Origin of the sequence: Brevibacterium paucivorans, from assembly GCF_016907735.1 — a bacterium.
Taxonomy (GTDB): domain Bacteria; phylum Actinomycetota; class Actinomycetes; order Actinomycetales; family Brevibacteriaceae; genus Brevibacterium; species Brevibacterium paucivorans.
The window spans coordinates 500,437-523,962 of the sequence record NZ_JAFBCP010000001.1; the positions used below are offsets into that span (position 1 = coordinate 500,437).

The 23,526-nt window shown below is 58.2% G+C and carries 19 protein-coding genes; 6 read left to right on the forward strand and 13 right to left on the reverse strand.

Going from position 1 to position 23,526, the window contains the following annotated elements:
• Positions 1-72: 72 nt before the first annotated feature.
• From JOE56_RS02450 to JOE56_RS02470, 5 genes are all read right to left on the reverse strand, one after another.
• The gene (locus JOE56_RS02450) at positions 73-2,553 is read right to left on the reverse strand and encodes an NlpC/P60 family protein (protein WP_204514669.1); all 2,481 of its coding nucleotides are present in this window, start codon (positions 2,551-2,553) and stop codon (positions 73-75) included.
• Positions 2,554-2,739: 186 nt separating this feature from the next.
• Positions 2,740-4,218 (reverse strand): LCP family glycopolymer transferase, encoded by a 1,479-nt coding sequence (locus JOE56_RS02455; protein WP_204514670.1) that lies wholly within the window; start codon positions 4,216-4,218, stop codon positions 2,740-2,742.
• A gap of 30 nt (positions 4,219-4,248) precedes the next feature.
• On the reverse strand, positions 4,249-5,394 hold the full coding sequence (locus tag JOE56_RS02460; RefSeq protein ID WP_204514671.1) for an acyl-CoA dehydrogenase family protein: 1,146 nt from the start codon (positions 5,392-5,394) through the stop codon (positions 4,249-4,251).
• Positions 5,387-5,911 carry a 5-(carboxyamino)imidazole ribonucleotide mutase gene (purE, locus tag JOE56_RS02465; protein ID WP_204514672.1) on the reverse strand — a complete coding sequence of 175 codons (525 nt, stop codon included), beginning with the start codon at positions 5,909-5,911 and terminating at the stop codon, positions 5,387-5,389. Before purE ends, JOE56_RS02460 begins: the two co-directional genes overlap by 8 nt.
• Positions 5,908-7,071, reverse strand: coding sequence for a 5-(carboxyamino)imidazole ribonucleotide synthase (locus JOE56_RS02470; protein ID WP_204514673.1), 1,164 nt, complete (start codon positions 7,069-7,071; stop codon positions 5,908-5,910). The genes purE and JOE56_RS02470 overlap by 4 nt, the downstream gene beginning before the upstream one ends.
• A gap of 140 nt (positions 7,072-7,211) precedes the next feature.
• On the opposite strand from JOE56_RS02470, the gene JOE56_RS02475 reads away from it, so the two are divergent.
• Positions 7,212-7,649 carry a GtrA family protein gene (locus JOE56_RS02475; protein WP_204514674.1) on the forward strand — a complete coding sequence of 146 codons (438 nt, stop codon included), beginning with the start codon at positions 7,212-7,214 and terminating at the stop codon, positions 7,647-7,649.
• Positions 7,650-7,668: 19 nt separating this feature from the next.
• Here JOE56_RS02475 and JOE56_RS02480 read toward each other — a convergent pair whose 3' ends face one another.
• Positions 7,669-8,808, reverse strand: coding sequence for an alkaline phosphatase family protein (locus tag JOE56_RS02480; RefSeq protein ID WP_204514675.1), 1,140 nt, complete (start codon positions 8,806-8,808; stop codon positions 7,669-7,671).
• Positions 8,809-9,390 carry a DUF5998 family protein gene (locus JOE56_RS02485; protein WP_204514676.1) on the reverse strand — a complete coding sequence of 194 codons (582 nt, stop codon included), beginning with the start codon at positions 9,388-9,390 and terminating at the stop codon, positions 8,809-8,811. It abuts the gene before it with no gap.
• Positions 9,391-9,442: 52 nt separating this feature from the next.
• On the opposite strand from JOE56_RS02485, the gene JOE56_RS02490 reads away from it, so the two are divergent.
• Entirely contained in the window at positions 9,443-12,148 is a 2,706-nt protein-coding gene (locus tag JOE56_RS02490; RefSeq protein ID WP_204514677.1) for a bifunctional acetate--CoA ligase family protein/GNAT family N-acetyltransferase, read from the forward strand.
• A gap of 98 nt (positions 12,149-12,246) precedes the next feature.
• Positions 12,247-14,772, forward strand: a complete 2,526-nt coding sequence (locus JOE56_RS02495; protein ID WP_239530510.1) for a DNA gyrase/topoisomerase IV subunit A — start codon at positions 12,247-12,249, stop codon at positions 14,770-14,772.
• A 13-nt stretch (positions 14,773-14,785) separates the two neighbouring features.
• Here the strand turns inward: JOE56_RS02495 and JOE56_RS02500 are convergent, their stop codons facing one another.
• The 3 genes from JOE56_RS02500 to JOE56_RS02510 are packed head-to-tail and all read right to left on the reverse strand — an operon-like array spanning position 14,786 to position 17,669.
• Positions 14,786-15,718: a hypothetical protein gene (locus JOE56_RS02500; RefSeq protein ID WP_204514679.1), complete on the reverse strand. Its 933-nt coding sequence runs from the start codon at positions 15,716-15,718 to the stop codon at positions 14,786-14,788.
• 50 nt (positions 15,719-15,768) lie between these two features.
• Positions 15,769-16,887 (reverse strand): adenylate/guanylate cyclase domain-containing protein, encoded by a 1,119-nt coding sequence (locus JOE56_RS02505; RefSeq protein ID WP_204514680.1) that lies wholly within the window; start codon positions 16,885-16,887, stop codon positions 15,769-15,771.
• Positions 16,884-17,669 (reverse strand): biotin--[acetyl-CoA-carboxylase] ligase, encoded by a 786-nt coding sequence (locus JOE56_RS02510; protein WP_204514681.1) that lies wholly within the window; start codon positions 17,667-17,669, stop codon positions 16,884-16,886. Before JOE56_RS02510 ends, JOE56_RS02505 begins: the two co-directional genes overlap by 4 nt.
• Before the next feature lie 66 nt (positions 17,670-17,735).
• Here JOE56_RS02510 and JOE56_RS02515 point away from each other — a divergent pair, with 66 nt between their 5' ends.
• Together JOE56_RS02515 and JOE56_RS02520 are read left to right on the forward strand one after the other, a co-directional pair.
• Complete coding sequence (locus JOE56_RS02515) at positions 17,736-19,313, forward strand: acyl-CoA carboxylase subunit beta (protein ID WP_204514682.1); 1,578 nt, start codon at positions 17,736-17,738, stop codon at positions 19,311-19,313.
• Positions 19,310-19,501 carry a hypothetical protein gene (locus JOE56_RS02520; protein ID WP_204514683.1) on the forward strand — a complete coding sequence of 64 codons (192 nt, stop codon included), beginning with the start codon at positions 19,310-19,312 and terminating at the stop codon, positions 19,499-19,501. Before JOE56_RS02515 ends, JOE56_RS02520 begins: the two co-directional genes overlap by 4 nt.
• Here JOE56_RS02520 and JOE56_RS02525 read toward each other — a convergent pair whose 3' ends face one another.
• Positions 19,502-20,668: an MFS transporter gene (locus tag JOE56_RS02525; protein WP_204514684.1), complete on the reverse strand. Its 1,167-nt coding sequence runs from the start codon at positions 20,666-20,668 to the stop codon at positions 19,502-19,504.
• A 77-nt stretch (positions 20,669-20,745) separates the two neighbouring features.
• Here JOE56_RS02525 and JOE56_RS02530 point away from each other — a divergent pair, with 77 nt between their 5' ends.
• The gene (locus tag JOE56_RS02530) at positions 20,746-22,407 is read left to right on the forward strand and encodes a DUF885 domain-containing protein (protein WP_204514685.1); all 1,662 of its coding nucleotides are present in this window, start codon (positions 20,746-20,748) and stop codon (positions 22,405-22,407) included.
• Positions 22,408-22,420: 13 nt separating this feature from the next.
• On the opposite strand, the gene JOE56_RS02535 is transcribed toward JOE56_RS02530, so the two are convergent.
• Both JOE56_RS02535 and JOE56_RS02540 read right to left on the reverse strand, forming a co-directional pair.
• Positions 22,421-22,726, reverse strand: a complete 306-nt coding sequence (locus JOE56_RS02535) for a hypothetical protein (protein ID WP_204514686.1) — start codon at positions 22,724-22,726, stop codon at positions 22,421-22,423.
• Position 22,727: 1 nt separating this feature from the next.
• Entirely contained in the window at positions 22,728-23,519 is a 792-nt protein-coding gene (locus tag JOE56_RS02540; protein ID WP_102237550.1) for a Bax inhibitor-1/YccA family protein, read from the reverse strand.
• Between the last annotated feature and the right edge of the window lie 7 nt (positions 23,520-23,526).

Consider the following 23,526-nt stretch of genomic DNA (forward strand, 5'->3'; position numbering starts at 1 on the left):
AGATACGGGCAAAAAACCAACGTGGGCGCTAGAGTTCGCACTCTAGCGCCCACGTGGCATTCACCTGAACTGTTAGTCGTCCAAGTAACGGACGAATTTCGCTCCGCGCCTCTTCATCCAGTCGTAGCTACGTTCGGACGTGTTCGTCCTCCGCGAACCAGCGTCCAGCATCTTGCCCTTCTTGTCGGAGACGATCCCCACGTGACCTGGCGCCCAGATAATGTCGCCTGGCTTTGCTTCCTTCTCTGAAACAATACGGCCAGCGCGCATCTGTGCACTTGAGTGACGTGGAATCTTGATGCCGATCTTGTTGTACACGTAGCGGGTGTAGCCGGAGCAGTCCCATCCGTTCGGAGTGTTTCCGCCCCACACGTACGGAGTACCTAGGCCCTTTCTAGCCTCCTTGATCATCTCGCGACGAATGTCGTCAGTCGATTTCTTTTTTGGCTTTTCCTTGGGCTTGTCTTTCGGCTTGTCCTCAGCCTTGTCCTTGGACTTTTCTTCAGCCTTTTCATCCGGCTTGTTGTCCTGCTGAGGTGCCTCCGAACGCTCCGGTTCAGGTTGCGGATTCTGGTCGTTGGCCCCTCCGCGCACCGCTGGGCCGGGTGCGTATTCCACCGTCCCAAACCCATCGGTGTGCTGTACGCGAGCACCTTCGAAGCGCTGTTCCAGCTGCCCATCGGACTTCGTCACGTCAGACGTAGGGAAGCCCATGTGGCCACGCTCGAAGCCCTTGTCCTTCCAGTACTTCCAGATGACGCCCCACGTAGCGTGCGCTCCGTTGTTAGGCGACCAGTGGACAGCGCCACGCTGGAAAGACTGGTAAGAACCGTGCTGAAGTGGCTTTTCGTTCTGGGTAGGCAAGCCAATGTCGTCACGGTTGCGCCACCAGGCATGCGCCATGCCGTCGCGTAGAATCACCGCACCGGTTTGTTGAGTCCAGGTGATGAAACCACGGTCGTAGTTCTGAACGTAGCCGTCGCCCCATTTGTGTTCGTTACCTCGTGGCTGTCCAAGGGCCGTTTCATTGCCTTTGTATGCCTTTTGAATGGGGGTCAAGTTTTCTTGCTGAGGTTCGTTCTTTTCAGGGGTTTGAACGTTCTGACCATTCTGCAGTTTGGAAACTGCGCTACGGATTTCTCCCATCCGAGCGTAGAAAGCGTCACCGGGGCAGTCTGTGTCTCCCACATCGCGGTGTGCGGAGATCGCACGGATTGAACGACCGTTGACATTTGCTCGTCCGTTCGCGTCGACTCCGTTAAGCTTCCACGCGATAGCATGTTCAACTGCGTTCAGAGCTTCGGCGCTAGGTGCTTGCTTGTCGTAGTCACCCATGACCGAAATACCAAATGTTCCGGAGTTAAACCCCTGTGCGTGCGCACCAACGACAGGACGGTTGATGTCACCGGCACGTCCCTGCCACATGCGACCGTACTTGTCGACGAGCACGTTGTAACCCACATCGGCCCAGCCACGTCCCTTGGTGTGGAACGTGTAGATACCGCGAATGATTCCAGGAACATCGCCTGCAGAGTAGTTGTTGGATCCGGCGGTGTGGTGAACCACTGCCGCTTTGACCTTAGGGGCATAGTCAGGGTTGCCCTTGCGCAGGCTCTCGTTGGCTCCCCAGTCCTTACGGCTTGCAATCGGTGGTTTGTCGACTTTTCCAACCGACACGTTGGATGCTGCGAATGCGACGTTCGTCGCGTTTTCAACGCCTTCGCAACCGTTGTCGTCGCATGTCACGTTCGAGTTGGTGCCTGCGGCTGCTTCCCCGGCAGTCGCAGGAACGGGAGAGTTGCCAGCGACGGCTGCTGCGTCACCAGAAGTTTTCTTTGGGTCAACCAGGACGAGCTTTGCATCGGATGCGGCCGTATCCCCAAGGACACGCATCTGGATGTTTGAAGCTCCAGCAACCACGTATGGTTCGGTTCCCGGGCGACCTTCACCCGTGTTCTCTTGGTCGATTTCTTTCCAAGCACCCCATGATCCACCGGTCTTGGTGCGTACCTCGAAGGTCACCTTGGCGTGGCCCGTGTAGGAAACACCCACAACCGAGGGGTTGCCACCAGGAACGTTAACAACCTTGGAAATCGAAGCGATGTTGACACCGTCTTCGGTTTTGTCCTTCGCTGATCCGCTCATCGCAGGCTCGGTGGTTTCAGGGGCCTGAGTAGGAGACGGCTTCTGAGAAGGGCTTGGCGTTTGAGCCGGCGTTGGTTTTTGTGAAGGTGTCGTTGAATCGCTCTTTGAGCCGCCTAGACCCGGCTTTTCCTTGGGTTGTGAAGTTCCGCCGGAGTTTGCGCCGAGCCCCATGCTCTGCGCCATGAAGACGCCGGGCAGGTTGCGTGTACTACGATTCTGCGCGTTCGCGGTTGTGTTCGAAGAATCGCGCGCACCAGGTTCGTCGATGCCTTTTTCATCAACACTTGTAAGTGGCATTTCGTCCACGCTTGGACGCGCTGTTGAAGCCTGTGCGTTCTGCGGCGCACCAAGTGTACTGACCGCTACGGATGCGACGGCTAGCGCCGCTAAGGGCGTTCTTATTCTCATTGTTCAAGCCTTTTCGAGGAAGTCGGGAAGTGAGGCTAATGCGGAGACTGTCGCTGGCAACGACGCTCCAACATTTCAAAATTGTTACATATATTTTCGGCGTGTCGAATTGAGAATAAGAAAATGAGTAAATTACAAGGATGTCGTTCCGCGTGTTGACGCGCAACACGCGGAACAGAAAAATTGTTACTTTACTTCGCAGATCTCTTTGTCTTTTGCATCATCGTCGTTACTTTCGGGCGCTGCGAGCGTATCTGCTCCCATCGCGTAGTACGACACATCTGCGGGGGCACCGAGTCCCTGCTTGTCTTTTTGAGCGTTTTCTTCGCTCTTCTTAATCGCCTCCTGCACGAGGCTGTGTGCTTTGTCGAAGTCGGGGTGCGACGGTTTCACGCGAGGTGGGCTCAAGTTCAGTTTGCCCAACTTGTGGTCACGGGTTTTTTGCGCGAGGTCAACGAAGTAGTCGAGCTGACTCCGTGGCACGTCTGTCGACACCACGTTGGGCGCAGCGCCCGCAATTTTTTGGAATCGAGAAAGCACAGTGGCCGGATCCAGCTGTGTCAGCATTGCCTCTTGTACGCACCGCTGGCGCGTCATGCGTTCGTAGTCAGATGCGAATTCACGGGATCGCGCATACCACAGGGCGTGGTAACCATCGAGGTGAATGTTCTCTCCAGGCTCGATCCACCCTTTAGGTGGCCCGTGTTTCCCTGTCCGTTTGTTGGTTTTGGAAGAGATAGGCACGCGCACATGGCTGGTGAGCTTGATACCGCCCATCGCATCGATGAGCTGTTCGAAACCCTTGAGGTCGATCATGGCGTAGTACTGAATTTTCAGGCCGGTCACACCTTCCATGGCCTGTTTGGTCGCCTGAACTCCCGCAGGTGGTCCGTCGTCAGGGAACAGCGACGCGTTGTCCTCGCCAAGTTGGTAGACGGCGTTGAGAAGGCAGTCGTCCCCACAGTTGTAACCGTTGGGGTACTCCTTCGCCAACGGACTTCCCTTGGGGAAAGGAACGTTCTGCATGTTGCGAGGCAAACCGATCGATACTGCAGCCCCAGTTTTTGCATCAATAGAAACAACAGACAGAGAGTCTGGACGGACACCGGTTCGCCCTTTACCTGCGTCTGATCCCAATAGAGCAATGTTGTATCGACCGTCGACGGCCTTTTCGACTTTGCGCGAATTGAAAATGTTATTCAGAAGCTGACGACCGGAGTTCAGCGTGGTAACACCGTAGGTGAAAGCGCCTCCCACAACAAGCACACTGACCAAGGCAGCTGACAGAAAAACCGGACGCGTTCGTTTACCCAGAGACGCCACACGTATTAGCCGAACGGTATCCAGCAGACACAGGACCCACACAACACCCAAAAGCACCGCAAATGCCATGAGCGGTATCAACACGAAACTGCTGGTAGCCAAAGAGATGAGCCACTGCTTGCGGACAATCGCAAGAACAAGAACGACGAACAGGAGTGCCCACGTAACGAGGGTCACGCGGAGCGCAAAGCGCCCCATTTTCCGGTTGCCCAGCATGGTCTGGACTGAGCCCGGAATAAGAGCGCTTGTGAGCAACAGCACCCAACCACGCCGATTGCGAACTTCTTCAGAAGCGAAGCGCGGATTTCGCAGAGGGTCGACGTACTTGAGCTGTCTGCTCACAAGCGTCCTTTCTTCCCAGTTAAGGCTTGATTAGCCCAGCAGTTTGCGGCCCATCACCAAGCGCTGAACCTGGTTGGTGCCTTCGTAGATCTGGGTGATCTTAGCGTCACGCATCATGCGCTCAACTGGGTGGTCAACCACGTACCCGGCACCACCCAAAAGCTGAACGGCATCCGTGGTGATTTCCATAGCGATGTCGGAAGCGTACGCCTTTGCGGCAGCGCCGAAGAAGCTCAGGTCGTCATCGTTTCGTTCAGACTTTGCTGCCGCGGCGTAGGTGAGCTGGCGTGCCGCTTCGAGCTTGGTTGCCATATCGGCGACCATGAACTGGATCGCTTGGAAATCAGCAATGCGCTTACCGAACTGCTTGCGTTCCTTGACATAGTCGATTGCGTAGTCGAGCGCACCCTGTGCAACTCCCACAGCCTGTGCGGCGATGGTCACGCGCGTGTGGTCCAAAGTCTTCAGCGCAATCTTCAGACCCTGTCCTTCTTCGCCAACCCGGCGGCTATCCGGGATCCAGCAGTCTTCGAAGAACAGTTCACGCGTAGGCGAACCTTTGATGCCCAGCTTGCGTTCCTTCTCGCCAAAGCTGAAGCCTTCGTCGCCTTTTTCCAGCACGAATGCCGTGATGTTGTTTCCGCGCTTGCCTTCAGGGTCAGTCACGGCCATGACCGTGTAAAACTCGCTGACACCTGCGTTGGTGATCCACGTTTTTACACCGTTTAGCACCCAACCGTCACCGTCGCGCACTGCGCGCGTCTTCATTCCAGCGGTGTCGGATCCAGCTTCACGTTCAGACAGGCCGTAGCTAAAGCCTTCGCCGCGTGCCAAACGCGGAAGGTATGCCTGCTTGACTTCTTCGCCACCGCCAATGATGACCGGCATTGAACCCAGCTTGTTCACCGCCGGGATGAGCGAGGACGACATACAACCGCGGGCGACTTCTTCGATCACAATCGCGGTGGCCAGTGCGTCTGCTCCCACACCTCCGTATTCTTCGCCCACGTGTGGAGCGTAGAAATCGGTTGCGACCAACGCATCGTGAGCTTCTTGTGGGTAGCGTGAGTCGGCGTCAACTTCGGCTGCAAATGGCGCGATCTTGTTTTCGACAACATCGCGTACTGCTGCACGAATCTCTTCGTGTTCTTCGCTGAGCTTGTACAGATCAAACATGAGGCTCCTTCTGTGTACCTTCAAGCTTCTCAGTGAGCGCCCGCCCTTTGTCGCGCGCCTGGGTGTACAGATCTTCACGATATGTGTCGAGACGAGCGCGCAGTGCGTTCGCTTCGTCATCTGCACCTGAGGCAAGAATACGGGCAGCGAGCAACCCGGCGTTCTTCGCTCCACCAATCGACACAGTTGCCACGGGCACTCCCCCTGGCATTTGCACGATCGATAGAAGCGAATCCATACCGTCGAGGTATTTCAGCGGGACTGGAACACCAATAACGGGCAGGCTTGTCACGGACGCAATCATTCCCGGCAGGTGAGCAGCTCCTCCGGCGCCGGCAATGATGACCCGGAGTCCACGTTCAGCCGCGCTACTCCCCCACTCGATCATGTCGTGGGGCATACGGTGAGCTGACACGACCTCGGCGGTGAAATCGATTCCCAACTCACTGAGCACATCAGCGGCAGCCGACATGACGGGCCAGTCCGAATCGGACCCCATCACGATTCCTACAGTCATGCTTTCTCCGTTCGATTGGGCCAAGGGTTGTCGTCGACCCCGGCAATGAATTCGGCGGCGTGGAGAGCGCGACGGGCAACGTCCTCGGGGTCCTCCCCTGTCACATTCACGTGCCCCAGCTTGCGCCCTGGGCGCACCGACTTACCGTACATGTGGACTTTTGCGCGCGGATCGTGGGCAAGCACGTGAAGGTACGCGCGGTACAGGTCGTCGCGGTCAGCACCCAGAACATTTCCCATAGCGGTGTACGGCGCTAGCGGGGCAGGGTCCCCGAGTGGCAAATCCAAGACTGCGCGCAGATGCTGTTCAAACTGGCTGGTCACCGAACCGTCTTGTGTCCAGTGCCCGGTGTTGTGCGGGCGCATGGCCAGCTCGTTGACCAGGTAACCGTCTGCGGTCTGGAACATTTCGAGGGCCATGACACCGGTGACGTCGAGCGCGTGCGCCAGCGTCAAAACATCCTGCGTGATGGTTCGGGATAGTTCTGCGTCCAGGCCAGGTGCCGGCGCGACCGCCTCGTAACAAATCCCGTCCTTTTGCCGGGTTGCGACAACCGGCCACACGGCGGTCTGCCCGGAAGGCGAGCGCCCCACCATCACTGCCAGTTCACGCGTGAAGTCGATCAGTTGTTCCGCTAACAGGGGCCCTGAGCCAAACCAGTCGGAAACGGTATCGAGATCTGCTTCAGAGCGGATAAATGCCACGCCGTGCCCGTCGTACCCACCTGTGGGGGTTTTCAGAACCGCTTCCCCGTGCTCCCGCACAAACACGCCGAGGTCGTCCACAGTTTCGATCTGCGCCCAGCGCGGGTTCGGGAGCCCCAGCTCGTCGATTTTGGCCCGCATTTTCAGCTTGTTCTGCGCGTACTGCAGGGCGTGCGGGCCGGGGTGAACGTTGATTCCTTCGTCAATGAGACGTACCAAGTGCTCATTGGGAACGTGTTCGTGGTCAAACGTGATGACATCCACCGTGCTGGCGAACTGTTTGAGTGTCGCGTAGTCCGTGTAGTCGCCCACTGTGACGTGTGAGGACACGTGGGTCGCCGGACCGTCAGCGGATTCGGCTAGAACGTGAAAATGAACACCAAGAGCTTCGGCTGCCGGCGCCATCATGCGCGCAAGCTGTCCAGCTCCAATTACACCTACTCGTGGAAAAGTCACGTTCTCACTCTAGCTATCGCGTGCCATGATCTCGCGGTGGCCCGCCGGTCTACTCACGTATCTTGTGTGAAATTGTCAGAGCTTTCCACATGTACGCACTAGAATCAGCGTGGACGTTTTTCCAGTTGCAAGGGATGTACATGAAGTTTCGCCGTGAAACGTTGCGGGTCGCCAAGTTTTCGGCAGTGGGCACCGTTGCGTTCATCGTGGACTTCTTAGTGTTCAATCTTTTGCGTTTGGAGGTCTTTCACTTGGGCCCGGTGTGGGCCAAGATCATTTCCGTGATCATGGCGACGACGGTGTCGTGGCTGGGTTCAAGGTACTGGACGTTCACGGATGGCCGGAATAAGTCCAAGACTAAAGAGGCCGTCTATTTCTTTTCCGTGAACGGGGCTGGCCTGCTGATTGCTTTGGCGTGCTTGTGGGTGTCGCACTATCTGCTGGGGTTCCGTTCAGCGCTGGCTGACAACATTTCCGGCAACGTGGTGGGCGTGTTGCTGGGGAATGTGTTCCGCTACTTTATGTACCGCTTCTTCGTATTCAAACCCGCACCTAAGCGACAACGCCTGGACGTCTAGTTACTGGCCAAGGGCGGTATTACCGGCGAAGCACGATGAGTGGGATCGCCAGTTCTTCGGCCGTGATGCCACCGTGGTGTCCCCTCAGCCTCAATGCTGACGGGCTGTCGTTGCGCGAGTCCACGATCGCCGTTCCGGCTTCGCTAATGGCCACGACGTCACCAATCCGGCCAAGGTTTTGAGTGCGTACCGGCCCGAACCACCCGTCTGCCACCGCCTGCTTGCGGACCATCGCATGGACGCGTCCGGCCCCAATTTCGTTGATCGCCGAGGCGGTCTCCTGTGGGTGCGGGGTGTACAGGTGGGTTGCGCGCGGCTCCCCGCCCACTGCACTGACCAGTTCACACACGTCAGGGTGGTCAGCCAGGTCAATCCGAGCGTCATAGTCGACATTGACCATGCCGTGATCGGCGGTAATGAGCAGTTGAGCGTCGCCGGGAAGGTTATTGGCCAAGCGGGCTAATCCTGCGTCGACTGCTTCAAGTTCATCTGTCCACGCATGGGAATCTGTGCCTTTTCCGTGCCCGGTTTTGTCGAGCGCTCCCCAGTAGAAGTAGATGAGTCGACGGCCCGGCTTTTTCGCTTCTTCCACCGCGTGTTTGACGCGTTGCTCAAACTGGTGCGAACCACGGAAGGTGCCACCTCGCAGGGAAGCCGCGTTGAGACCTCGGCCTACAAATTTAGGTTCACCCAGGCTGACCACGTCTACCCCGCTGGCATGCAGACGTTCAAACAGCGTGGTGTCCGGGACCCACGTGTGCGGGTCGCGGGTGGTGTTCCACGAAAGTTGGTTGAACACGTCGCCGGTGTCCGGGTCTTTCAGTTTGTATCCCATGACCCCGTGCGCTCCCGGCAACAACCCGGTGCCCAATGACGACAAGGAGTTGGCTGTTGTGGACGGGAAGCCGGCGGAAAATTCGCTGACGGAATCTCGCACTGACCGCAAGAACGGTGCATATGCCCACGAGGCTTTGAGGAGTTCGAGCCCCATCCCGTCGATGAGGGCCACAACAACGACCCGGGCTTCGAGGTCCAGGCCCACTTTCTGGGCACGCTCGCGCTGGCGGTCTTCCAGGATCTGGCCAGCGCCCAAAGTGACAGCGGCCGCGGGCACAATATCGGACAGCAGTCCCGCGTCCGCATAGTCCGGTGGATGCATTTATGAGGCGTCCCGTCGAGCACGGTAGACGAGTTTCTTCAAAGTCAACGCAAAACGTTCTGCCTGGTCGACAGCGGCTTGGCCTTCGGCTTGCGCGGAAACCCGCAGGTTCACGTCTTCTGGAACCGAAGTGCCTCCGTAGCCGTGGTCGGCATCGCACTGAGGGTCGGCGCACGACTCGGGGAACACCTCGAGCCTGCGCACCGATTCCCACCCTAGGCTGACGCCCACTTCCACGGGTTTGTCACCTGGTTTGAAGTGGGCGGGGTTCTCATAGATCCGGCTGAGAATCACTGTGCGGATCCTGTCGAACGGAATGTCTTCGACACTCGCCACACCCCGCATGGACTGGGACGAACCAGCGGGTTCGTCATCGACATGAACCAGGATCAGCCGGGTTTCCGTGAGCACGAACGCGGTCACGTGCCGGTGGATCGACTCGAAGTCCATGTGCGTTTCCATGTGTACGCAGTGTTCCACTACGGGTTCGTCAAAAAGAACATCGCCAATGATGTTCGCTGCGAGGTGTGGGTAGTACCCCGCGTCTTGCAAGTCACGAAGAAGCGCGCCGGAAACAGACATGCAACCATTGTGCCAGTCACCCATCGTTTGTGGAAAAGACTATGCTTGAGACATGGTTACCTACCCGAAGAACTGGGAAGCCGATGTTGTCTTGCGTGACGGTGCGACGGCGCACGTCCGCCCGATTGTTCCTAGCGACGCCGACGGCATTCAACTCATGCACTCCAAGCAGTCGCCGGAGTCGATCTACCTGCGTTTCTTTGCGCCCATGCCCACGATTCCCCAGCGGGACCTGGAGCGGTTCGTCAATGTGGACTATAACGACCGCGTAGCGCTGGTGATGATCGCGGGTGAAGAGATCATTGGGGTTGGCCGGTACGACCGTTTAGATGAGACGTCTGCCGAGGTGGCGTTCAACATTTCTGACGCCCACCACGGTCGGGGTATCGGGTCGATTCTTCTTGAACACCTCACTGCCGTGGCCCGGGAGCGTGGTTTGAGTGTGTTTACCGCCGAGGTGCTCCCCCAGAACCGCTCCATGTTGCAGGTTTTCGCGGCCGCCGGCTACGAGGTCTCGCGCGAATTTGACGACGGAGTCGTTGCAGTGCGTTTCGAGATCGACCCCACGGAACGTTCAAAGCAGGTACTCGAAGCTCGTGAACACCGCGCGGAGGCCCTGTCGGTCCGTGCTGTCCTCAACCCCGCCTCGGTTGCCGTCATTGGAGCGTCACGCAAGCGCACCTCGGCCGGTAACCTCCTTTTGCGCAACCTGGCCTCAGCCGGGTTCAAAGGGGCGTTGCACATTGTCCACCCGCACGCCCCTGTGGTCGCCGGAATGCCCACGGTGAAGTCGCTCGATGAGATCGAAGGTTCGATCGACTTGGCGATTATCGCCGTCCCCGCGCCGGCGGTCATTGACGTGGTGAGGGACGCAGCTACCCGAGGTGTCCGCGCGGTTGTCGTGGTGTCCTCGGGATTCGCGGAAACCGGGCCGGAAGGCCAAGAGCTACAGCGCGAGGTCGTTGCGACTGCGCGTTCACACGGAATGCGCGTGGTGGGGCCCAACTCGTTTGGAATCGCAAACACCAGCGCCGATGTCGCTCTCAACGCCTCTTTGTCACCGTTCTTTCCTGAGCCTGGACCTCTGGGACTTTTCAGCCAGTCAGGAGCGCTGGGCACGGGACTTCTCGCGGCGGCGAAGAGTCGCGGTTTGGGAATCTCCACGTTCGTTTCTGCTGGTAACCGCGCCGACTTGTCCGGTAATGACCTACTGCAGTTTTGGGAAGAAGACGAAGCCACTCAGATTGTTGGACTGTACCTGGAGTCGATCGGTAACCCACGGAAGTTCGCGCGTATTGCGCGTCGCGTCGCCCGGCAAAAACCCGTCATCGTCATCAAGAGCGACCTCACGGGACGTGAACTGCCCCCTGGCCACCAAGTGCGCGTGTCCAGCTTGTCAGGTTCTGCGCTTGATCAAGTGCTCACGCAGGCCGGTGTAATCCGTGCTGATTCGATCCACCAGATGTTTGACGTCGCGCAGGTTTTTGCAACCCAGCCGTTGCCCAACGGCGCTCGTGTGGGCGTGATTGGTAACTCGGCAGCACTTTCCACGCTGATTGTGCAGCGAGCTCGCGCGGAAGGCCTGCGCATCGACACTCCCCCGGTTTCGTTGCACCCAGAAGTGACCACGGACGAGTTTGAAGAGCACTTGGCCAAGATGTACCAAAATCCGGCCGTGCAATCGGTGATCGTGACCTTTGCCCCGTCGGCGCGCGGTCACGAACGCGAAATCACCCAGATCCTGGCAGAACGGGCCGCGGTTTCGGGTAAAACCACGGTGGCCTGCTTCCTTGGTCTCACAGGTGCGCAAGAAGAACTCACCGCGTACACGCGTAGCGCTGAAGGCACACGAGAAATTCACACCGTACCCAGTTACATGGGTCCCGAAGATGCCGTATGGGCGTTGGCCCGCGTCACCGAATACGCCCAGTGGAAACGTTCCGACCACGGGAACTACCCCGAACTCGAAGGCTTCGACAAACGCGCCGTGCGCACCCTCATCGAAAAGGTCCTCCAGCGCGACTCTGAGCACGACGCAGACGACAGCACCACCTCGGCGACGGTACGCCTATCACGCGACGAAACCCAGGAACTCCTCCAAGCGTGCAGCATTCAGGTGCTCCCCTACCACCCGTCTTCCACGGTTGAGCAAGCCAAGGACATTGCACGCGAAATCGGCTACCCGGTAGCGCTCAAGGCCGTGGACTCGCGCTTGCGTCACCGCTTGGACCTGGGCGGGGTACGACTGGACATTTCCAACGACGAAGAAATGGATGTCTACTGGAACTCGGTGCGCGAGGTCATTGCTGCCCGGCTGGACGATGACGCAGACACTCGTATCGACGTCCAGACCATGGCAGCCCCCGGGGTGGCCTGCGTAGTCCGAGGTGGTGAAGACCCGCTTCTGGGACCCATGGTGTCGTTCGGGTTGGCGGGCGATTCCTCTGAACTGCTCGACGACGTGCAACACCGTGTGGCCCCACTCACCGACGTGGACGCTAAGTCGATGGTGCGTTCACTGGGCTCCTCGCCGCGCCTGTTTGGCTACCGGGGTGGGCCAGTCATGAACGTGGCGCCGCTTGAAGAGACTATCCTGCGAGTGGCAGCGCTAATCGACGAGTTCCCTACGATTCGTATTGTGGAGTTTAGGCCCATTTCGGTCACGGAAGGTGAACAGGACATTTTGTCGGTCCGCATCGAACTCACTCGTGAATCCGACCGGATCGATTCCCCACGACGACGCATGAGTGCCCACTAAATCCACGGTTTTTGGGCTCCTGGCCTATACCATGAGGGGAGTCTAATAAAGGAGCACGTGTGGCTGATCACATCGTAGATGTCGATGTTTCGCTGGAAATGGAATCTTCGTTCCTCGAATACGCGTACTCAGTGATCTACTCACGGGCTCTCCCCGATGCTCGCGACGGACTTAAGCCCGTTCAGCGACGCATCATCTACCAAATGGGTGATATGGGCTTGCGCCCCGACCGCCCACACGTGAAGTCATCCCGCATCGTGGGTGACGTGATGGGTAAGCTCCACCCCCACTCCGATGTGGCCATTTACGATGCGCTGGTTCGACTGAGTCAAGACTTCGTGATGCGCGTCCCGCTCGTTGACGGGCACGGTAACTTTGGAACCTTGGACGACGGGCCGGCAGCCCCCAGGTACACGGAAGCGCGCCTCGACGACGCAGCGCTCACCATGATCGCCGGACTGGATGAAGACGTCGTCGACTTTGTCCCCAACTACGACAACTCGCTGACGCAACCGGAAGTTCTTCCCAGTGCTTTCCCTAACCTTTTGGTCAACGGGGCCAGCGGAATCGCGGTGGGAATGGCCACGAACATGGCCCCGCACAATCCGGGCGAAGTCATTGCGGCTGCCCGCCACCTCATCGAGAACCCGCAGGCCACGGTGAGTGAACTCATGCGGTACGTGCCGGGCCCCGACCTGCCCACAGGTGGTCGCATTATTGGTCTCGATTCGATCCGTGAAGCATATGAAACCGGGCGTGGGACCTTCCGGACCCGCGCCACGGTGAAGTTCGAAAACATTTCAGCCAGACGCAAAGGCATCGTGGTCACGGAGCTTCCGTACCTGGTGGGCCCGGAAAAGGTCATTGAGAAGGTCAAGGACCAAGTTCAGGCCAAACGTCTGACCGGAATCGCGTCGATCGATGACTACTCCGATCGCAAGCACGGTCTGCGACTAGTTATTGGGATTAAGAATGGGTTCAATCCTGAAGCCGTTCTGGAAGAACTGTACCGGCTCACACCTATGGAAGATTCCTTTGGAATCAACAACGTGTGTCTGGTAGAAGGACAACCGCGCACGCTGGGTCTCAAGCCTCTTCTCGAGGTGTTTGTGGACCACCGCCTGTCTGTCACCCGGCGACGCACTGCCTTCCAACTGGGGAAGGCGAAAGACCGCTTGCACTTGGTCGAAGGTCTTCTGATTGCAATCCTCGATATTGACGAGGTTGTTCAACTCATTCGTTCCTCAGATGACGCTACTCAAGCACGTACGCGCTTGATGGACGTTTTCGACTTAAGTGAAATCCAGGCCACGTACATTCTGGACCTCCAGTTGCGTCGACTCACCAAGTTCTCGCGCATCGAACTCGAGGCTGAACGCGATGAGCTCAAGTCCCGCATCGAATACCTGCAGGACATCCTCGACCACGACGACAAGCTCCGCGCCCTGGTATCTGACGAACTCCAAGAGACCAGCGACCGGATTGACTCTCCGCGTCGCACAATCTTGGTCGAAGGAAATCTCAAGGAGCTTCGTGCAGCCAAGAAGGGTACCAAGCTCACTGTTGCCGACGAACCGTGCTGGGTTTTGTTCTCGACCTCGCAGCGGTTAGCTCGCACCACTGGTCAGGATCCCTTGTCTGCTCAGGGTCGGCGCGCATCGCACGATGCTCTGGTGAGCCAAATAGCCACCACCTCGCGGTCGACGATCGCTGCCGTGACCAACACGGGGCGCGTGGTGGGTGTCGACGTTGTTTCACTCCCCCAGCTTCCCCCGCAAGCTGCCCGTCCCACCGTTGCCGGTGGTGTTCGGGTGAGCGAGTATTTCACTCTTGAAAAGGGTGAAAAGATTATGGGGCTCATTGACCCTGAACGGGAATGCGTTGTGGGAACCAAACAGGGTGTCATCAAACGCGTCAATGGCAACGATCAGTTCAAGGACGGGGCCACTCTCATCAATCTCAAGCCCAAAGATGAAATCGTGGGACTTGCCCAACCTGCAGATCTCGACACGCACTCCGCAGTGTTCATCACGTCGAACGCACAGCTCCTCACGTTCGATCTCGCAGGCGTACGCGCTCAAGGCTACGCCGCGTCCGGGGTTGCTGGTATCAGGGTTGCGAGTGACGCACACGTGATCGGGTTCTACGCAGTCGACTCACACCAGCCCAACCAGGTCGTCACTATTGCTACAGGCGTGAACTTCGACGGCAAACCCACACAGTCCATCAAAGTTTCTGACTTCAACGAATTCCCCCACAAGGGCCGTGGAACCGGCGGTGTGCGCGCACACCGGTTCCTCAAAGACGAAACAGAATTGGTTCTGGGGTTCGCTGGCCCGTCGCCACAGGCTTCCGCCGCAACGGGTGGAGCGCGACAGTTGCCAGCTGAACTGTCCAAGCGCGACGCATCGGGACAGCCACTTGACTCCAAGATCGACGCTGTTGGAACCGTTCCCGTGGCCACCTCATCGCAGGAAACCACAGAGCCACCAGACCGCAGTCAGGAGGCTGCTGCGACCTCGGCGACCAACACCGGCATGGCAACCGGCGGACCAAACTTAGGGGATGACCCCACTGCCCACATTGGGCGCGAACGCGAAGACGACGACGGGTCGCTGTTCTAAAGCGCCTGCTGGGTCAGTTCATTCGCCCTTCGGCCCCCGAGTAGACCTCACTGGCTTCGCACCAGCCCCACTTGAGCGTGCGTGCAGTGACCACCGACTCGACCATCTTCGTCAGCTCTTTTCGCGCATACTCTTCGTCACCACGCAGCTGCTCCGCGAAAACGCGAACGTTGTCGTCGGTGACTTCTTGGGGTAGCTGGTCCAAATTCTTGGGTCCCACGGTCATTCCCACGCAATAGTTTTCGGGGGCACATGTCTCGGCTTGGACAGAGAGCCCGGGCAAACGCGATTCAAGCTTGGCCGCCAGCGGAAACCGGTCGCCGCCCCACCAGCTAATCGAAGCGATCGTGTTTCCGCGCGACATCCAGCCGGGACTGTGTGAGACCACATTCACGGTGAAGTTGAAACAGGCCCGTTCGAGAAGTTCGGTGTTCGACTGGTCACCAGCGGAATCGGGGGCGGGGTCGCTACCTCGGCCAGACTCATAAGCCTTCACAGCACTACGGAGCCTGTCCAGCTGTCCGCAAACTTCATAACGTAGGTCGTCTGGTGTCAGACGCAACCAGTCATCACCGGGGTCGGACTGTGCAATGAGCGCGTCGACGTTGGGCTGGTCGTGCCAGATAGCCCGCAGGTTTTCGCGAGCCAGATCGTCGACGTTCGCAGGGCTGGAACCGAGCCACTGCTGCACGCGCGCGGCCACTTCATCTGCAGTCTCGCCTGCGGTCAGGAATGGTCGTCCCCAGACGTGAACGGTAGAGTCCAGTGCCCCTTGCCGGGGCGCTTTGAGTGCCCAAGCCTTGGCGCGGTGGCGGATGACACGCATCATCATGGCGTATTCGGCCCATGGTCGTAGGTCAATTTCTGACGCATCGCCTAGCACATAGGCTGAACAGACTTCGACTGCACGAGGATCCAGGATCAGGAAGTTGGTGTCGTATCCCATATGTACGATTCTGGCACAATCGGGAGTGGTCTGGAGTACGTCGAAACGCTTTACTGAGTCAAGTCCAGATCGAGCGCACGCGCTGTTCCGCGGGTCATTTCGGCAACTGCGACCGTGCCCAGACCCTGCAGGGTGACGTTGCGACGGTTCGCAAAAAGGTAGTCGTCGCTGCGCTGAATGATCGAGGCGGTATCCAAGTCGGTCATGACCGTTCCCGGTTCTGTCATCGCGGTCAACCGTGATGCCAGATTGACGGTGGAGCCAAAGATGTCGCCCATGCGCGACAACACTTTGCCCCACGAAAAGCCCACGCGGGCATCGGGAAGTTCGGGGTCTGCGCTGATCTGTTCTTGCAGGGACATCGAGATTTCGGCACCTGCGTGAGGAGTTTCGGCCGCGTAGTAGACCTCATCACCCACGGTCTTAATGATGCGGCCACCACCCGTTGCCACGATTGCGTAGGCCAAGTCCTGGAACTTCTTCACCAGTTTGGCGAGCTGTTTGGGCTCCATCTGTTGTGACAAACGGGTGTAGGACACTAAGTCGACAAATCCCACCGCGCGAGCCAGTGGCATAGAGGAGTCGAACCAGCCTTCACGATTTTCCATGGCCAAGCCGTTGCCCACATTGACATTCAGCCGGCTAAGCACGTTGGACATGTTGTGTTTCCACGAATACACCAACAGGTTTTCCAGCGGCTCGAGCAGTTTTTCAAGAAGCGGCATGACCACCGAACGGGCTTCTAGGTCAGAGTAGCCCCTGGTGTCGGTGAGAAACTCCACCAAGGATTCCATCTGCCACACCACTAAGCGGTCGGTAGTGTGCCCCACGGCACGGACGAGGGCCATTGCGGTGTCTTCGTCGAGAATTTCCTCGTCAACCAAGCTGGCGACAGCAGAGATCGCGCCCACGTCGTGCATTGTGTAGGCAACTTTCCCAGCAGGAATTTGTGGCAGACCGAGCGCGCGCCAAAACTTGCGCGCAGAAAACGTGGATACACCTGCCAGCTGAGCGACTTCCTTGCGAGTGAGAACGCGCTTACCACCAATCAGCGCTTCTTCGAGGTTCAGAGCGTTGGCGCGCAACTGAGCTTCGGGCTCAAGGTCTTCGTGACGTGGTTCTTCTGTTCCCAGATCCGGTTTTGCCAAACGGCCCGAAAAGTCAGTCATGCAGGCCTCACATGGATCACGTCCCCAGCACTGACGTCTACCGCACCGGTGTCGGTGCGAACACGTAAGTCAGCCGACGGGGAAATCCCAACTGCGTGGCCTTCTAAGGTTGTGTCACCTGGCAAAGTCACGCGCACGTGCTGCCCGACGGTCGAAATCAGCGAACAGGCTTGGGCCACCGCTTGCGTATGTGCCGGCTGGTCACCTGCGAACGCCTGCGTCAGGGCGCCCTGCAGATGCACCATGATCCGGGCCAAGAGTTCAGCACGATCAACGTCGTTGTAATGATGAATCGAGGTCGCGGTGTCTACGGGCACGTCACTCATGTGAACATTGATCCCGGTTCCAATCACCACTGCACCGACTTCGCCCACGTACCGGCACAAGACGCCACACACTTTCTTGCCCTCGATCAAAACGTCATTGGGCCACTTGACGGTAGCGTTCACGCCCAAATCGCGAATGGCTTGTGCTACAGACCATCCGGTGAGAAGCGGAACCCACCCCAAATTGTCGGACGGTTCGACTCTATACACCGTCGAAAAAGTGAGTGCCTCGCCTGGTTGCACGGTCCACTGGCGATCCATGCGTCCTTTACCCGCACTCTGGAATTCGGTGCCGTAGATGGAGAAATCTGGCCATGCGTGGGGGTCGCGCATGAGTTCGGACACGAGCTCATCATTCGTCGAACCTACGGATTCGGGCCACACCACGTGCGCAGGCTCGAAGCCAGACGCGTGCGCTGCACGCTCGAATGCAAGAGAAAAATGATGCGAAGACACCACTCAACTGTATTTTGTTTTGGTGCCCATACACAATGGCCGGTCACCTGCAGATAGTCTGGGAATATGAGTTCAGCAAAAACCACTGCGGCGAAATTGGCCGAATTTATCGAACGGCGGCGTGTAGCTCACGCCGGTAACGAACGGTCGGTCGCCAACCAACACAAGCGAGGGAAGCAAACCGCCCGCGAACGTATCGACGCTCTTCTTGACGAAGGCACGTTCCAAGAAATCGACGAATTCGTCAGGCACGACTCCACCGCGTTTGGAATGGAAAAGAACCGTCCCGACGGCGACGGAGTGGTATGTGGTTTAGGAACAATCGCTGGTCGCACAGTTGCGGTCTTCGCCCACGACTTCACTGTTCTGGGTGGGTCTCTAGCTGAAGCCAACGGTAAAAAGATCGTTAAAACACAGAAACTCGCACTCAAACTCGGGTGCCCCATCATTGGCATTAACGACTCAGGTGGAGCTCGCATTCAAGAAGGCGTGGCCTCGATTGCGCTGTTCGCCGAAATCTTCCACTGGAACGTGCAGTCCTCCGGTGTCATCCCTCAGATCAGCCTGATCATGGGGCCCTCGGCGGGAGGTGCCGTGTACTCACCGGCCCTCACCGACTTCACGATCATGGTCGACGGCACCAGCCACATGTACATCACCGGCCCGGACGTCATTAAGACAGTCACAGGTGAAGAAGTCGGGCACGAAGAACTGGGCGGTGGACGCACACACAACACCACCTCGGGCAATGCCCACTACTTGGCACAGGACGAAGCCGACGCGTTGGACTACGTGCGCGACCTCCTGTCGTTCCTCCCACAGAACAACATGGACCCGGCCCCGCACTACCCGCAACCAGCCCATCTGGAGCTCACAGAAGACGACTACGCGCTCGACTCGATCATGCCGGACTCGCCGTCGACCCCGTATGACATCCTCGACGTGGTGCGCGCCGTGGTCGACGATGAAGACGTTCTCGAAGTTTCAGAACTCTTCGCACCCAACGTGGTGACGGCTTTTGCCCGCGTCGAAGGGCACTCGGTGGGCATCATTGCCAACCAGCCCATGCAGTTAGCGGGAACCCTCGACATCGATGCATCTGAAAAAGCCGCACGGTTCGTCCGCTTGTGCGATGCGTTCAACCTGCCGATCCTCACGTTCGTCGACGTCCCCGGTTTCCTCCCGGGAACCGACCAAGAACTGGGCGGCATTATTCGACGTGGTGCCAAGCTCATCTACGCCTACGGCGAAGCAACCGTTCCGCTCATCACGCTCATCACCCGCAAGGCGTACGGAGGTGCGTATTGCGTGATGGGCTCCAAGCAGTTGGGCGCTGACATCAACCTTGCGTGGCCATCAGGTCAGATCGCGGTCATGGGAGCCCAGGGTGCCGCCAACATTGTGTACCGTCGCAAGCTCAAAGCAGCGGGCGAAGAAGGTCAAGACGTCGAAGCCCTGCGCGCTGAGCTCATCGAGGACTATGAGAATGAGCTTCTCAACCCTTACAAGGCCGCCGAGGCGGGGTTCATTGACGCTGTCATCGCACCTCGGGAGACCCGCGAGCGGATCGTCAGGAGTCTGCGAGCCCTGCGAAACAAGCACGTCCGTGGCCCCGAACGCAAACACGGAAACATTCCGCTATGACCAACTACCCCACGCGACCACCACTTACGGCTGCCGAAGAACTGGCGCTGGCAAAAGAAGCGGCGCTGGCTGCTCTGGTGGCTTTGCAGCCCAGCGACAACGACACCCACGAAGAACCACGCCGGTGGGCCGACCCTCGCCGTCGAGTTCGTCACTCGCCACGTGGGTCGTGGGCGAACCGCGCATAACTATCGTTGTGTGCGTCGCCGCGTGGTCATGACATAGACAACGGCGGCGCACGCCACCAGTACGACAGCGGCCCAGTACATTGAACGGGGACCCCACATGTTCGCCAGACCGCCGATGAGAACTGGTCCCAGTCCTGTTCCGGTGTCAAGGAAGATAAAGAACGTCGCTACCGCGATCCCGTAACGTGCCGCCGGCGACTGGTTCACCACGATCGCTTGTGCGCACGGCATGAGGGAACCAAAGCCAAAGCCCAGAGGCACCGCCGCTGCGATGACCATTCCCGAGCCTTGGGCGGTCGCCAGGAGAATGTACGCGATCGCCATGCACACGAAGATCGGGTAGATCACCACGTCGTCGCCAAAGCGGTCTTGGATCCTCCCTACAAACATGCGTGAAGTGAACGTACACGCCGCCATCACGACGAAGAACCAGCTAGCTCCAGCCGACGCACCGATCGTGTGGGAATAGCTTTCTAGAAACGACAGCACCAGCGATATTGCGACCCCGCACAGTGCCATCATGCTGGCAATCGGAATTGAGCGCTGATCGATGAATGACGTGACGTGGAAATCCCATTTGAGTCGTTGTTCTTCTGGTGTGGGAATGCGCTCGTCCATTTGTACGAACAAAGTAAGTATCGTACCCAAGCTCGACAGAACAACACAGACAACGAAAACCCAGAACATCCCGTATTTCTGGGACATGAGAACAGAAACAAAAGGCCCCAGCGCCATCGCCAGGGACACAGTCATACCAAAGTACCCGGTGCCTTCGGCCCTGCGTTCTGCTGGAATCATGGTCTGTACCGCGGCCGACACGACTGTGTTGTTGAGCCCAAACGTGGCTCCATGGAGCAGACGAATGACGATGAGCACCACGATGTTGTCGACGGGAATGTACGCTGCACCCAGCGCCACGAATGCGATCATGGACGCTAGCGCAAGACGTTTTCGTCCCACAAAATCCATGTACTTTCCGGCGAGCATACGTGCAAAAACCGCACCCAGGATGAAAGAGCTACTCGCAAAACCGGCAACCGCTTGACCTGCCCCAAACTCACGGATTGCGTATGAAGCCATCGACGTCATGAGCAGGTAGAACATCATGGCCGCGATGAAGTTCACGCAGCTCGCAAGAATGAAGTTACCCGTCCACAAACGGTTCATATGGCTTCCGCTCCTCACAATCTTTAGTTATCAACGCGTCCACGCTAAAGGGCGGACCGGCTTGCTAGCATACACCCATGACAATACACACACCTCGCACCCCGTCTGCAGTCGACAACGTTGCCGAAGAATACGCACGACAGGTGTACAAGAACTCCCCGTCCATGCGGATCATGTCTGGCGTCGACGGAGACCCATACGAACTAGACGACTACTCCCCCGCAGCAGCTGCGCGCCACGACGAGCTCAACGCCCGCACACTGGCCGAACTCGACAAAGCTGAAGCCACCTCGGCCAACCTTGACAGCGTTGACGCGGTCACACTTGATGCCATGCGTGAACGATTGGGGCTCGAACGCGAGCTTCACGAACGCGGACTTGACTCCGGAGACCTCAACGTCATCGCCTCCCCCATTCAAGACCTCCGCGACCTCTTCGACCTGGTGCCCACTCAGACGGCAGAAGACTGGGACCACAACGCTGGCAAACTCGCCAACGTCCCAACCGCACTGGCCGGATACCGCGACGCCCTACAGGCTCGGGTCGCTTCCGGGAAGGCGCCTGCGATCCGCCAGGTTAAACGCGTGATCGAACAGGCCCAGGAGCTCGCTCAGAGCGATGGACACTACAGCAAGTTCATCGACAAGGCACGCGGAACCGTCGACGACGCTCTACACACGCGACTCACGGAGGCTGCAGCGGCCGCGCAGGACGCGATGTCACAGATCGCGCAGTTCCTCAAGCTCGAAATCGCGCCACTTGCGGTTCAGAACGACGCGTGCGGACGCGAGGACTATGAACTGTTCTCCCGTCAGTTTTTGGGCGCCCAGGTGGACCTCGACGAAACCTACGAGTGGGGCTTGGACCAGTTGGCGCACATAGACGCTGAGCAGAAGAAGGTCATCGAGAAACTGTACCCAGGGGCCACGCTTGCCCAAGCGTTCGAAGCGCTGAACAACGACCCCAAGTACACCATCCATGGACTCGACGCACTCAAAGCCTGGATGCAAGAAAAAGCCGATAACGCCATCACCATGCTGGCGGGTACGCACTTTGATATTGCAGAGCCACTCAAGACCATCGAGTGCATGGTGCTCGAAGACGGAACCGGTGGCATCTACTACACGGGACCAACCGATGACTTCTCCCGCCCCGGCCGTATGTGGTGGTCCGTCCCCCGAGGTGTCGAAACGTTCGCGGCGTGGCAAGAGCTGACAACGGTCTACCACGAAGGTGTCCCCGGCCACCACTTGCAGGTAGCCCAGGCAACCTACTTGCGAGACACACTCAACACGTGGCGCCGCAACCTCTGTTGGGTTTCCGGTCACGGAGAAGGTTGGGCGCTCTACGCCGAACGGTTCATGTACGAACAGGGCTTCTTGGAAGAACCTGCGTACTACTTTGGGATGTTGGACTCGCAGCGTTTGCGAGCAGCGCGCGTGTGCTTGGACATCGGTGTGCACCTGGGCAAGGAAGCGCCTGAGTCGATTGGCGGTGGCACGTGGGACGCTGAAAAGGCGTGGACGTTCCTCACCGACAACGCCGCCATGGATCGTAACTTCTTAGCGTTTGAGTTGGACCGTTATCTGGGCTGGCCGGGACAGGCACCGTCGTACAAGGTGGGTCAGCGACTGTGGGAGCAGGCGCGTGATGCGGCAGGTGGTTCACTCAAGGACTTCCACACGCGTGCTCTCAACCTTGGATCGGTTGGTCTAGACACCCTGATGCGCGCCCTGTGACGTAGCGCGGGCATCACAGCTGTCTGCGTAAGTCCTGAGCTAGGCGGAGCGCTTGGCGCGTCTGATCATCTGAAGCCCCGTATTCGGGCTGGCAGTCCGTTAAGAGGACAACCATTTGGTCGGCGAGCACTCGGTCACTCAGGCGCGGAACGGTTCCAGTAGAACGCACATCGGCCAAGTCCTGCAGGCACATACGAATACGCTCCCGGCGCGAAACATTGTTCGCGTCGGGAGCGTTTAACTGTGCAGTTGTGAAACTGGAAATTCGGATTCGCAGACGGCGGATCTCTTCGTGAAGATCTTCCGCGTGCGTATTCATGTCAGTCTCGGAAGTACGAAAGAATACGCAAAATTTCGATGTACAGCCACACGAGCGAGGTCATGAGGCTGAACGCGCACATCCACGAGTACTTCTCGGGGATACGGCCAACGCTCTTTTCGATCATGTCGAAGTCGCTCACCAAGGTGAGCGCCGCAAGAATGATCGCAACTCCGGAGATCAGAACACCCAGCGGCATGTTGATACCCGCGATGTTGATCTCGATTGCGCGAGCGTTCATGCTCCCACCGGAGAACATTGCGAAGGCAAAGTTAATGAGTGCGAAGATCGCGTAGCCACCCACGGCCAGCATGAGGAACTTGGTGAACTTGGGTGACATGCGAATGACGCGGAACTTAAACAGCACGAACATCAGTCCGAACACGGCCAGTGTACCCAGAACGGCCTGCATGACGATGCCTGCATACTGCGAGTTGAAAATCTGGGAGATCCCGCCCACGAACACACCTTCGAACACGGCGAAGGTGAGGATCAGGACGGGTGAAGGTTCGCGCTTAAATCCGTTTACCAGACCTAAGACAAGCGCAATGAGGGAAGCGGGAAGCGCGAGCATTGGGACGAACCAGCCAACGGCTGCACCTGCAAGCAGAACTCCGAATGACAGTAGCGACTTCATGTACACGTCGTCGTACGTCATCATGCGGTCTTGCTGAACACGGTGTTCCGTGGTCGCCGAAGGTGCCATGTACATCGAGTTCAGTTCATCTGCCGAAGGAGTCTGAACGGAGTTCATCCCCTGGCGAACTGAGCGGCCCATGAGAGGGTTACTCATAAAAATC

Coding starts and splice junctions, on each gene's coding strand:
- JOE56_RS02525 (WP_204514684.1), bottom strand. CDS start 20,668: ATGAACCGTTTGTGGACGGGTAACTTCATTCTTGCGAGCTGCGTGAAC.
- JOE56_RS02460 (WP_204514671.1), bottom strand. CDS start 5,394: ATGTTTGATCTGTACAAGCTCAGCGAAGAACACGAAGAGATTCGTGCA.
- JOE56_RS02490 (WP_204514677.1), top strand. CDS start 9,443: ATGGTTACCTACCCGAAGAACTGGGAAGCCGATGTTGTCTTGCGTGAC.
- JOE56_RS02480 (WP_204514675.1), bottom strand. CDS start 8,808: ATGCATCCACCGGACTATGCGGACGCGGGACTGCTGTCCGATATTGTG.
- JOE56_RS02450 (WP_204514669.1), bottom strand. CDS start 2,553: ATGAGAATAAGAACGCCCTTAGCGGCGCTAGCCGTCGCATCCGTAGCG.
- JOE56_RS02530 (WP_204514685.1), top strand. CDS start 20,746: ATGACAATACACACACCTCGCACCCCGTCTGCAGTCGACAACGTTGCC.
- JOE56_RS02535 (WP_204514686.1), bottom strand. CDS start 22,726: ATGAATACGCACGCGGAAGATCTTCACGAAGAGATCCGCCGTCTGCGA.
- JOE56_RS02540 (WP_102237550.1), bottom strand. CDS start 23,519: ATGAGTAACCCTCTCATGGGCCGCTCAGTTCGCCAGGGGATGAACTCC.
- purE (WP_204514672.1), bottom strand. CDS start 5,911: ATGACTGTAGGAATCGTGATGGGGTCCGATTCGGACTGGCCCGTCATG.
- JOE56_RS02500 (WP_204514679.1), bottom strand. CDS start 15,718: ATGGGATACGACACCAACTTCCTGATCCTGGATCCTCGTGCAGTCGAA.
- JOE56_RS02505 (WP_204514680.1), bottom strand. CDS start 16,887: ATGACTGACTTTTCGGGCCGTTTGGCAAAACCGGATCTGGGAACAGAA.
- JOE56_RS02495 (WP_239530510.1), top strand. CDS start 12,247: ATGGAATCTTCGTTCCTCGAATACGCGTACTCAGTGATCTACTCACGG.
- JOE56_RS02485 (WP_204514676.1), bottom strand. CDS start 9,390: ATGTCTGTTTCCGGCGCGCTTCTTCGTGACTTGCAAGACGCGGGGTAC.
- JOE56_RS02520 (WP_204514683.1), top strand. CDS start 19,310: ATGACCAACTACCCCACGCGACCACCACTTACGGCTGCCGAAGAACTG.
- JOE56_RS02475 (WP_204514674.1), top strand. CDS start 7,212: ATGAAGTTTCGCCGTGAAACGTTGCGGGTCGCCAAGTTTTCGGCAGTG.
- JOE56_RS02515 (WP_204514682.1), top strand. CDS start 17,736: ATGAGTTCAGCAAAAACCACTGCGGCGAAATTGGCCGAATTTATCGAA.